This window comes from Frankia sp. CgJB1 (genome assembly GCF_977947065.1).
Genome location: NZ_CDWTNB010000047.1, coordinates 14908 through 25446, shown reverse-complemented (window position 1 = coordinate 25446; position 10539 = coordinate 14908). Strand labels below are relative to the sequence as shown.

At 71.8% G+C, this 10539-nt stretch carries 10 protein-coding genes; 5 read left to right on the top strand and 5 right to left on the bottom strand.

Annotated elements, in window-relative coordinates:
- Positions 1 to 36 precede the first annotated feature (36 nt).
- The gene (locus tag AC08OT_RS08000) at positions 37 to 1458 is read right to left on the bottom strand and encodes an ATP-binding protein (RefSeq protein WP_476592229.1); all 1422 of its coding nucleotides are present in this window, start codon (positions 1456 to 1458) and stop codon (positions 37 to 39) included.
- A 180-nt stretch (positions 1459 to 1638) separates the two neighbouring features.
- Here AC08OT_RS08000 and uraH point away from each other — a divergent pair, with 180 nt between their 5' ends.
- Entirely contained in the window at positions 1639 to 1965 is a 327-nt protein-coding gene (gene uraH, locus AC08OT_RS07995) for a hydroxyisourate hydrolase (RefSeq protein WP_476592228.1), read from the top strand.
- A gap of 23 nt (positions 1966 to 1988) precedes the next feature.
- On the opposite strand, the gene AC08OT_RS07990 is transcribed toward uraH, so the two are convergent.
- Together AC08OT_RS07990 and AC08OT_RS07985 are read right to left on the bottom strand one after the other, a co-directional pair.
- Positions 1989 to 3293 carry a DUF6986 family protein gene (locus AC08OT_RS07990; RefSeq protein ID WP_476592227.1) on the bottom strand — a complete coding sequence of 435 codons (1305 nt, stop codon included), beginning with the start codon at positions 3291 to 3293 and terminating at the stop codon, positions 1989 to 1991.
- Between the two features lie 65 nt (positions 3294 to 3358).
- Positions 3359 to 4666: a helix-turn-helix domain-containing protein gene (locus AC08OT_RS07985; RefSeq protein WP_476592226.1), complete on the bottom strand. Its 1308-nt coding sequence runs from the start codon at positions 4664 to 4666 to the stop codon at positions 3359 to 3361.
- 218 nt (positions 4667 to 4884) lie between these two features.
- On the opposite strand from AC08OT_RS07985, the gene AC08OT_RS07980 reads away from it, so the two are divergent.
- Genes AC08OT_RS07980 through AC08OT_RS07970 form a run of 3 tightly spaced genes read left to right on the top strand, consistent with a single transcriptional unit; the run spans position 4885 to position 7999 of the window.
- A complete protein-coding gene (locus AC08OT_RS07980) occupies positions 4885 to 5652 on the top strand; it encodes a DapH/DapD/GlmU-related protein (protein ID WP_476592225.1) in 768 nt (255 codons plus the stop codon).
- A gap of 6 nt (positions 5653 to 5658) precedes the next feature.
- Positions 5659 to 6870, top strand: coding sequence for an acyl-CoA dehydrogenase family protein (locus tag AC08OT_RS07975; protein ID WP_476592224.1), 1212 nt, complete (start codon positions 5659 to 5661; stop codon positions 6868 to 6870).
- A gap of 10 nt (positions 6871 to 6880) precedes the next feature.
- A complete protein-coding gene (locus AC08OT_RS07970; protein ID WP_476592223.1) occupies positions 6881 to 7999 on the top strand; it encodes a DUF2332 domain-containing protein in 1119 nt (372 codons plus the stop codon).
- Here the strand turns inward: AC08OT_RS07970 and AC08OT_RS07965 are convergent.
- Entirely contained in the window at positions 7969 to 8451 is a 483-nt protein-coding gene (locus AC08OT_RS07965) for an NUDIX domain-containing protein (RefSeq protein ID WP_476592222.1), read from the bottom strand. The genes AC08OT_RS07970 and AC08OT_RS07965 overlap by 31 nt on opposite strands.
- A gap of 281 nt (positions 8452 to 8732) precedes the next feature.
- Positions 8733 to 10226, bottom strand: a complete 1494-nt coding sequence (locus AC08OT_RS07960) for an 8-oxoguanine deaminase (protein ID WP_476602684.1) — start codon at positions 10224 to 10226, stop codon at positions 8733 to 8735.
- Between the two features lie 246 nt (positions 10227 to 10472).
- On the opposite strand from AC08OT_RS07960, the gene AC08OT_RS07955 reads away from it, so the two are divergent.
- A partial coding sequence (locus tag AC08OT_RS07955) for a helix-turn-helix domain-containing protein (RefSeq protein ID WP_476592230.1) occupies positions 10473 to 10539 on the top strand: 67 nt, incomplete at its 3' end.

Below are 10539 nucleotides of genomic sequence, written 5' to 3'. Positions count from 1 at the left end.
CCGAACGACCGTGGCGCAATACTGCTTATCCTCGCTTCATCCTCGCTGCCAGGCGGTGATGAGTTCGGCTGGGCCGTAGGATGCGGCGAGACCGGTGGCCGCAACCCCGCTGCGACTGATGGCGACCAATGGCAGCGGAAGGTTCGTGAGCGCCGCCCGGTGTTTCTGCAATGCCGCCAAGTCGCGGTCATCGAACGGTGCGCGTTCCAGCCATTTGACAGAGCCGAGGAAGTACAGCTCCTTGGCGACCGGTTCCCGGTCGGCGCCGACGACGTCGATCTCGACGGTGTTGGAGCGGTTCCAGTAGGCGCCGACGGCCGGGGCCGACGGCAGCACCGCGTCCGGGAGCAGGCGGGCGAGGGACTGACGCAGCAGCGGTTCTATCGCCCGGCCGCGCCAACTCGTCCATCCCGCCCTGATCCGACTGACGGTGAGGTCTCCGCGTAGGCGCTCGATCTCGGGCAGATATGGGCCGACGAACCGCAACCAGAACCTTAGATACGGATCGGTGACCCGGTACCGGCGCTCTTTCGACGGCCGTGTCGAAAGAGGTAGCTCCCCCACCACCATCAGTTTGGCGGCCAGCACCTCGATCGACCGGGTCAGACTGGTATGCGCGAGCCCTCCAGCGGCGCGGGCAATGTTGGTGAACGTCCGTTCGCCGCTGCCGATCGCCGAGAGCACGCCCCTGGCATTGGCCGAGTCGGGGAACTCCGCGGCCAGGGACCGCTCCGCCGACACCAGCAGCGCCGACACCGGGTTCGAAAACTCCGCGTTAAGGAACTCCCACAGGTCGTCACCCCGCCGCCAGGAGGCGCAGATCAGCGGCAGACCCCCGGTCACCAGCGCGGCGTCGAACGCCTCCGCTGGGCCCAGGCCGAGCATCTCTCCCACCTCCGCCGGATTGAGCGGCCCCAGGACCAGCTCCTGCCCGCGCTGGTGAAACGGTCGGCTGTACGAACTCAAGGCCTCCATCATCGACAGGTCCGAACCGATCAGCACCAGCAGGACGGGCCGCCGGCTCAGTTCCCGGTCCCAGGCACGCTGCAGCACACCCTCGAACGCGTCGCCCCGCTCCATCAGGTACGGAACCTCGTCGATCACGACCACACTGGGCCGGTCCTCCGGCAGGATCCCGGCCAGCTGGCGCAACGCCGCGCTCCAGTTCCCGGGAACTGCCTCGGCGAAGACCTCACGCTCCGGCAGCCCGGACCTGGCAACGGCGTCCCGCAACGAATCCAGCTCCACCTCCGCCGAGGCGCCGGCAGCGGTGAAGAACACCGCGGGTACACCCGCCCGCTCCACGAACTCCTCGACGAGACTCGACTTACCGATCCGACGCCGCCCACGGACCAGAAGACAACGACCCGGTCGCGACGATCCGACATCCGATCCCACCAGCCGAAGCAACCCGTCCAGCGTGGCAAGTTCCCGCTCCCGCCCAACAAACTCGACCACGTCCACTCTCCCCGATACTACCGGCATCGATACTACGAGCAGCGATACTATCGGCAGCGATATCTGCAGGGTTCCCTGGGATACTGGCGTATCCACCACGGTCGATCAGGAGCGGTGTGGCGGGATGGTCGAGGCCCGGACCCGGGCCGCGGCGACCGAGGACGCGACCGAGGAGGCGTGGTGAGTCTGTCCACCCATGTCCTGGACACGGCCACGGGGCGGCCAGCCGCCGGCCTGCCGCTCCGGTTGGAACGGGCGGTGCGCACCCTTGACGGCACGACCACGGGCTGGATCGCGGTCACCAAGGCCGTCACCGACGACGACGGCCGGGTAGCCGATCTGCCGGCGACCATCCCAGGCCCCTGGCGGCTCGTCTTCGACACCGCGAGCCGCTCGGCGTTCTTTCCCGAGGTGACCATCGCGTTCGTGATCGAGGACCCGGCGGATCATCATCACGTCCCGCTGCTGCTCGCTCCGTTCGGTTATTCGACCTATCGGGGGAGCTGACCGCCCTGGATGGCCGGGTGTCGTCAACCCGCGGCGACCGGTCTGCCGCCGAAGCGGTCGACGGTCACCCGGTCGAGACCAGCCGCGGTCAGGCTCGCGTCGTCCAGCAGGCCGGCGTCGAGCGCCCGCAGGACGTGCCCGGCGAGCGCGCGGCCGGTGGCCGGCTCGTCGGCGACCGCTCCCGGATGCCGGGCGGTGGCGTACGCGGTGGCGTAGGAGGAAAGCCGGCCCAGCGCCTCGTCGAGCCCGGCCAGCAGGCAGCCGGCCACCGCCGCGTGCCGGCTCACCAACTGACCCGGATGCAGATCCCAGCCCTGGTAGATGCCCCGGGACCAGGCGCGGCGCACCAGCTCGGCGTGCCGCCGCCACGCCCGGTGGACACCTCGGCCCGCCGTGTCCTCGACAGCTGCGGTGCCCTCCGTAGCTGAGGTGCCCTCCGTCGCGTCCGCCGGGCTCTCGATCGGCAGCAGGTTCGAGGACCCGTCCGCGACCCGGATTCCGGTGCCGGCGGTGACGAGCTGCATCAGCGTAGTGGCGTACTCCACCGCCGGATGGTCGCTGGCCTGGTGTGCGGCGGTGATGCCGAGAGCCGCCGAGTAGTCGTAGGTGCCGACGTGCAGTCCGACGAGGCGTCCTGGGCCCAGCGCAAGACCGGTCTCGACCAGCGCCGGCAGGGCGAGAACCGCGGCCGGGATCTCCACCTGCACCTCGAAGGGCACCGGGGCGATGTCGAGGCGTTGCTCCAGTTCGGCGAGCAGATCGGCGAAGACCGCGACCTGCGCGGCGGCGCTCACCTTGGGCAGGGTCAGCACCAACCCGGCGGGTGGGCCGTCGTCACCGGCCAGCGCTGTGAGGAAGAGGTCCAGGCTGCGCAGCCCCCGGTCCCGGACGGCCGGGTCCAGCGACTTCATCCGCAGGCCGTAGGACGCGGGCAGGGCGTCCGCCGCCGCGACGGCGTCGGCGTCCTCGGTGTCGTCCATCCGGACGCCGTAGCCGTCCTCCAGGTCGATCCGCAGATCCTGCACCGGTTCAACGGTCAGCGCGTGCAGCACGTGTGCGTGGACCGGTTCGGCGATGACCAGGTCCGGGTCGCCCCCGGTGGCGGCGGCGAGTCTGGCCGGGTCGGTGCCGTGGGCGGCCAGGAGCTCCCGGGCCGCCTCCCCCCAGACCAGCACGATGTCCGGGCGCATCCGGTCGGCGGGCAGGTAGCAGGTGTGCACCGGCTGACGGGTTCCCGGATCACCGGGATGACGAGCGATGACCGCCGTATCGATCGGTGCGAGCGCGGCGGTCAGACGGGCGACGACATCGGTCGGCAACGTCGGCATGCCCCCAGTGTCGGCCTCACGTACACCGCCGGATACCTCCCTTGGCGGGATGCCCCTGTCCGCTCCTACAGCTGCGCGCCCACGCGGACGGCGAAGGCGCGCAGTTCATCCGGCACGCGGCCGCGCTGGTCCTGGACCAGGCGACCCGCGAGGGAACGCACCACCGGGCGGGCACGGATTTCCTCGGGCGCGACCTGTTCCGCGGCCCGAAGTGCCTGGTAGCTGGCGTCGGGGCGCCTCGTCTGAGCGTAGGCGGCTGCGACGTCGACCCAGAACCGGCCCCGGCGTTCCGGCGTGAGGATGCGGTCCGGACGCACTGTGCGCGCGGCGGTCAGGGCGCCGACGGGATCGCCAAGGGCCAGGGCGGTGGACACCCGGTAGATACCGACGCCGGTGGGGCGGAAGGTGGACCAGTGCTCGTTGCCGTCCCGGCCGAGCCGCGCTGCAGCGCCGCCTGCCTCGTCCAGGAGCGTCGCGGCCGTGCTGGCGTCGCCGACGCGGGCCGCTGTGTACCCGGCGGTGGACAGGAGTGATCCGTACAGACTGATCGCCCGGGGGCTCATGTCACCGGTGTCAGCGAGCCGCATGGCCGCCTCGACGGCGAGCTGCCGGGAGCGGGTGTGGTGGCCGCCGCGGCGGGCCACGATGCAGAGCATCCGGGTGGTTTCCGCCATGGTGATGGGGTCGCTCGCGGCCCGGGCCGCCGTCATCGCCCGATCGGCCGACACCCACGCCAGGCCCTCGATGTCGAATTTGATAAGCGTGTGCGTGGCGACGTTCAAGGCCTCCGCGTACAGGGCGGCGGCCTGCGGCGTCCCCCGGGCTGCCGCGGTCGCCTCCGCGGTGCGCAACAACCGGGGAAGACACTGGCCGAGCTGGCTGTACCGGGCGGCCTGGTAGTCCTCCTTTATCGCAATGAGGCGCTTCTGCACCACCGACGGCGCGGCCGGTGCGGTGAACATGCTGGGGCTGCCAAGCAGCACGTCCTCCAGATGCGGCACCACGCTCGCGTACGGTGCGGACCCTTGGCCGAAGGCCAGCGGAGTCGCGGCCCCGGCGGCGACACCGGCCAGCAGTTGGCGACGGAGCACCGGGTCTTCCTCCTCGGTTGTGGATGGACGCTTCACCGTAGCGGGCATGCCCGACATGCCGGGGGACGTGGCGGCGAGTCCGAGGTGCCCGGCCGGAATCTCCAGTGCCTCGGCGATGCGCCGCAGCAGGACGATGTCGGTGAGCGTCTGGTGGCCGCTTTCCATGCGCGAGATGGAGGAAGCAGAGTAGCCGCAGGCGCGGCCCAGCTCAGTCTGTGTCCATCCGCGTGCACGGCGGGCATCCCGCACGATGGCGCCGGGCGACCTCGTGGACGGCTCCATGCTGCGCTCCCCAGACGTAGATCGGGCACAACGTAATGGTGAGAGCACCCGCTTGCTCCGCGCAATTTGCAGATCCTGCACACGTGTGTGCGTGATCAGCACATCACCTTTTCGCCCGGTTCGGCGCCGATCATCATGGTCCCGTAGCGACTGTGCGGCTACCCGCTGCCAGTACTTTTCTTCCCTACCCCACCAATCCCTCACGAGGGGAGTCCTTCATGGGCATCAGTATCGGCTCCGAGCTCACGGCCGACGAGATGGAGCGTGCCGGCCTCCTGGAGACGGGCCGGCGCAGCATGATCAGCCGGTATGCGGTCTTTGTTCCAGTCGACCAGGCGGGCGTCTGCCGTCCCGTGCGTCTGGGCGACGACTGCGAGGTCGGGCCGTTCGCCGTGGTACACGGTGGCACCACCGTGGGCGACGGGGTCCGCATCGAGGGCCGCAGCACCGTTGGGATGCCGGAACGGGGCTATGCCGTCGGGCACGTCTACGCTGGCGAAGGCGCAGAGACCGCTCTGGCCGGGGGTGTCGTCGTCCGGGCGGGGGCGGTCCTGTACGCCGGTGTCCAGCTGGGCGAGGGCACGGCCATCGGGCATCAGACCGTGCTGCGCTCCTTTGTCACAGTGGCCGCCGAGGGCAACCTCGGCCACCAGCTCGTCGTCGAGCGCGAGACCCGGATCGGTGCCGGCGTACGTTGCTCCCCGCTGTCGCACCTCACGAGCTCCACCATCATCGCGGACGGGGCGTTTCTCGGCGCCGGCATCCGCACCATCAACGACCGGGAGCTGGACCGCCAGGGCGAGCACGTTCCGCCGCGCTTCGAGGAGGACGCCCGGGTCGGTTCCGGCTCCATCATCATGAGCGGCGTCGTCGTGGGGGCGCGTGCCCTCGTAGGGGCCGGTTCCGTCATCTTGCGCAGCGTCCCGGCCGACGCCGTGGTCGTCGGCGTGCCCGCCCGCCCGATCCGCACGGCAGAAGCAGGGTGAGCCGCGATGGGGACCTTGGACCTCATCAGCCGGTGGCTGGCGCCGCTCGCCGACGGCCTGGCGGAGCTGGACGCGGCTGACTGGCACAACCTCGCCACCTTCGCCACGGACCTTACGGCAGCGGCCCAGCAGCAGCGTCGGCGACAGGACGTCCCGCGCGCCCGGCGGCTCCTGGCCATCCGGGAGGCCATGGCGGGAACCGGGCACCTCGGGCGGGCGGTGCCGGATGGCGCTGGCGGCACGGGGCGGCCTGTCGTTCTGGCGGTGCTCCAGCAGTTCATCTGCGGCTACTACGACCTCGACCTGCGCGACACCTGCGGTCTGGGCCACGGCCGGCTCATCGCCCGCCACGGCAGCCCGCAGCTGCGGGAGCGGTGGCTGCCGCGTCTGCTTGCCGGGGAGCTGGCTGGCATCGCCGTGACCGAGGCTCACGGCGGAAGCCGGGTGCGCCACATCACGACGCAGGCGCAGGCGGACGGCCCGGGGCGGTGGAGGCTTGTGGGGACGAAAACCTGGATCAGCCGGCTCCGGGAGGCGGCGGTGTTCGTCGTCTTCTTCCGCTTTCCCGACGGACCCCTGGCGGCCGCCGCAGTCGACGCCGACCGGCCCGGCATTGAGCGTCAACAGCTGGAACCCGGCGGGCTGGCCGGGTGGTCCTGGGGCGTCGTGGAACTGCACGACACCCCGATCACCTCCGCCGACCTTCTGGGCCAGCAGGGCGCGGACGCCTGGGAAATGTTCGTCGAGCACTTCGCGTTCTACCGGCCCCTGGTGACGGCGACCGCGTTGGGCGCAGCGGCCGCCGCAGTCGACACCGTGGCGGCCGTGCTCGCCGCCCGCCGCGACGCCGTGGGGCTGCGCATCCGCGACAACGCCCTCATCACCCTGGGGCGCGGCTACGGCCAGATCAGCGCTGCCCTGCTCGCAGTCCTGACCGCGGTGCGTCTGGCCGACGCCGGTCACCCGGACGCGTCCGTCTGGAGTTGCGCGGCCAAGGCCCATGGCGTCGACACCGCACACACCCTTGTCACCACCACGGCGTTGCTCGTCGGCGCGTCGTCCTTCCGTGCCGATAGTCAGCTGGACAAGATCCGCCGTGACCTCACCGGGTTCCTGTTCGCCGACGGGGTCCACGACAGCCTGTACCGCGCCGTCGGCCAGGGCCTCCTCCAGTCACGCTGCCCCGCCGAACCCCGTCTCCCCGCCGCCGTCATCTAGAAGCCCGTTGATGCCTGAGACCGTCGTCCCGTCCGCCGCCTGGACCGTCGAAGACGTCCGGGAACGGATGCGCCGATTCGCCACCCACCGCGCGAACGGCGGCTACACCCCATTCTACGCCCTGCTCGCCGAGGACCTTGTGGACGACGAGTACGTGCTCAGCCTGGCGGCCCTCGCCACGCCCGGGCAGAGCCCGCCCGACCTGCTGTTCGCCGCGGTTCACTACCTGCTCGCCCGGACGCCGGACCACCCGCTCGCCGCGTACTACGCCACCCTCACCCCGTCGCCCACCCCGCCGGACGCCCGAGGGCGCGAGCTGTTCACGACGTTCGTCGAGGCCCACGAGGACGAGGTCGTGGAGCTGATACTGGAGCGCTTGGTGCAGGCCAATGAACCCCGACGGGCAACGTACCTCCTACCGGCGCTGGCGGCCGCCGGCATCCTGGCTAGCGGGCCGCTGGGCCTCGTCGAGGTCGGAGCGTCCGCCGGGCTCGCCCTGGTGCTGGACCGCTACGGCTACGACTACGGTCCGGGCAGCCGGTACGGCGACCCTGCGTCCCCGGTGCAGTTGCCGTGTGAACTGCGCGGGCCGGTGCCGCCAGCGCTCGCGGCCGGCGGTGTTCCGAACATCGGATGGCGTAGGGGGTGCGACCTCAACCCGCTCGACGTCCGTGACCCGGACGACCGTGCATGGCTGGCGGCCTGCGTCTGGGCCGACCACCCCAAGCGCGCCACACGGCTGACAGCGGCGCTGGACGTAGCCACGGCGCACGAACCGCCGGTAGTACGCCGCGGGGACGCTCTGGACATGCTGCCCGCGCTCGTGGCGGCCGTCCCGGCGCGCCTGACCGTCTGCGTCTTCCACACCGCGGTGGTGGCGCACTTCCCGGACGCGGCCCGGGAGGCCTTCACCGCCATGGTTCCCCGGCTGTCGCGGGAGCGGCCGGTGATGTGGGTGCGCGCGGAACCCGACGCCGCGCCGGGGGAACCCCGGCTATGCCTCACCGTCTGCCGTGACGGCGTCGTCCAAGAGCACCTGCCTCTCGGGCACTACCACCCGCACGGCGCATGGTTGGAGTGGACTGCCAGCGGCAAGGATCATGTCAGCGGGGCGCCGTCCTCGAGGTAAACCGTTTCCCCCGCGGCCCGGGCTGCCAGACACGCCGTGACGCGTCGCGCCAGCAGCGGCGCCATGAACTCCGGCAGCTGCTCCACCGGGACGAACAACCATGCGGCCAGCTCGTCGGCCGGTAGACGGATGCCGTCCGCTTCGTTCGGGGCGAGCTGGCCGCCGTCGTACACGACAATCAAGCCTTCGGTGCGCTGCGGCCCCGGCGGCACCCAGTCCACCGCCAACAGCTGCCCAGGGATGCGGTCCAGGCCCAGCTCCTCCGTGAGCTCCCGCCGAGCGGCGGCGTGCGGGGCCTCGTCGGCCTCGACCACACCACCAGGAAGGTCCCACCCGGGCCGATACGTGGGGCGCAGCAGGACGAGGATGGTCGCGGCCGCTATCCGCTTGCGGGGCAGGCTGTGCTGCCAGTCCAGGACGGGCGAGGTGGTGATCGTCTCCACGGTCGTCACCGTAGCTGCTGGGCCGGGAACCGCGGCCCACCCGCGGCGCGGGTTCATGGGCCGGCGGTTCCCGGCCGCCGGTCGAGGCCGCCGCCGGTGCGATGCGTGTCGATCGGGGGGGTCGACGCGCGGCACCGGCGGCGGCTGCTCGGGGTGACGTCCCGGCGGGTGTCGCCAGAACGCCATCGCCGGGGTCGAATGGGTGACGTCGCCAACCGACCCGAACCGACCTGTTGCTTTGTATCAAACACCCCGCGGAGGTATCCCACCAGGGTCGGTCTCGTCGGCGTTCACCGGGCCCCGGCCGCCCTGGCTCCGGTCGTACCCGCGGCCCGTCCGGCGCCGGGAGCGATTCCGGCATCAGCGATTCCGGCATCGTCGAAGGCAGCCTGCAGGCCGGCGGCGAGCTCGCGGTGGCGGGCGAGCATCGCCGACAAGTCGGGATGCACCGGATGGCCGTCCAGGACGACCGCGCGGCCCGCGACCACCGTGTGGCGGGCGGCGACCGGGCCGCAGCGCAGCCACGCCTCGACGGGATCGGACAGCGCCCCGGCGAAGCCGACGCCGTCGAGGGGCCATGCCACCAGATCGCCCACCGCTCCGACGGACAGCTCGCCGATCTCCCCGGCCCGGCCGAGGCAGCCGGCCCCGCCCCGGGTGGCGATCTCCAGCGTGTCCCGGGCCGACATCGCCGCGGCGCCGTGCCGCAGCCGGCCGAGCAGCATCGCCGTGCGGGCCTCCAGCCACAGCGACGCCGAGTCCGCCGATGACGAGCCGTCACAGCCCAGTCCCACCGGTACCCCCGCCGCACGCAGCTCCGCGACCGGGGCGAGCCCACCGCCGAGGATCATGTTGCTGCTCGGGCAGTGCGCGACCCCGGTGCCCCAGGCGCCCAGCCGGGCCACCTCAGCGGGGTTCGGGCGGATGCAGTGCGCCACCCAGGCCCGGTCGCCGCCCCAGCCGACCTCGGCGAACTGGTCGATGGGACGCCGGCCGAACCGCGCGAGGCAGTACTCGTCCTTCTCGGGGTCCTCGGCGAGATGCGTGTGCAGCCGCACGTCGAGCGACTCGGCGAGCTCCGCCGTGGCCCGCATCAGCTCCGGGCTGACCGAGAACGGTGAGCAGGGCGCCAGGGCGATCCGCACCATGGCGCCCGGCGAGGGGTCGTGATGACGGGCCACCAGCCGGGCCGACTCGGCGAGGATCTCGTCGTCGTCCTGCACCACCGAGTCGGGCGGCAGCCCGCCGTCCTTCACCGACAGCGACATCGATCCGCGAGTGGGATGGAAGCGCAGGCCCAGTGCCGTCGCCGCGGCGATCTCGGCGGAGACGAGGTCCCCGCCGCCGCGCGGATGCACGTACAGGTGGTCCGTGGTCGTCGTGCAACCGCCGAGGGCGAGCTCGGTGAGCCCGACGTAGGCGGAGACGTGCACGGCCTCCTCGTCCAGCCGGGACCACAGCGGGTACAGGGTCGACAGCCAGGTGAACAGCGTGCCGTTCAGGGCCGGAGCGAACGCGCGGGTGAGGTTCTGGTACATGTGGTGATGCGTGTTCACCAGGCCGGGAGTGATCAGGCAGCCATCCGCCCGCAGCGTGCGCACGGCGGGAGGCGGTGGCTCGTCGGGACCGCCGAGGGCGCTGACCAGGCCGTTCGTCACCGCGACCCACCCGCCGCGGATCTCCCGGCGGTCGGCGTCCACGGTCGCGACCAGTTCGGCGCCGACGACGACCAGGTCGGTGGGAACGGGGACGGCGACGGGACGGGAGACGGCGGGCGTGGGCATGGCGGGCGTCAGCGTGGGGGCCTTCTGCGGGTCGGCCATGGCCGCTGATTCTGCGGCCGGCACGTTACGGTCGGGTGAAGCGCCCGTGCCCGGGAGGTCGTGGCGTGCCAGATGACGTGAGCAGGTGTGCGGGGTCGGCGGGGCCGGCTGGCGGGTCGGCCGGCGTGACCCAGGAACGTAGCGCGCAGGCCCCGTCTTTCAGGGCGGGGCTAGCGCATCAACGACAGCGTGACAGGCAAGCCTGCTATGGGGTCGAAGATGGTGAAGCGGGCGTACCGCTACCGTTTCTACCCGACCCCGGAGCAGGCCGCCC

What these genes read in the sequence shown, in the direction of transcription:
- AC08OT_RS07975 (WP_476592224.1), top strand. Translation starts at nt 5,659, where the DNA reads ATGGGGACCTTGGACCTCATCAGCCGGTGGCTGGCGCCGCTCGCCGAC.
- AC08OT_RS07970 (WP_476592223.1), top strand. Translation starts at nt 6,881, where the DNA reads ATGCCTGAGACCGTCGTCCCGTCCGCCGCCTGGACCGTCGAAGACGTC.
- AC08OT_RS07985 (WP_476592226.1), bottom strand. Translation starts at nt 4,666, where the DNA reads ATGGAGCCGTCCACGAGGTCGCCCGGCGCCATCGTGCGGGATGCCCGC.
- AC08OT_RS07960 (WP_476602684.1), bottom strand. Translation starts at nt 10,226, where the DNA reads ATGCCCACGCCCGCCGTCTCCCGTCCCGTCGCCGTCCCCGTTCCCACC.
- AC08OT_RS07980 (WP_476592225.1), top strand. Translation starts at nt 4,885, where the DNA reads ATGGGCATCAGTATCGGCTCCGAGCTCACGGCCGACGAGATGGAGCGT.
- AC08OT_RS07990 (WP_476592227.1), bottom strand. Translation starts at nt 3,293, where the DNA reads ATGCCGACGTTGCCGACCGATGTCGTCGCCCGTCTGACCGCCGCGCTC.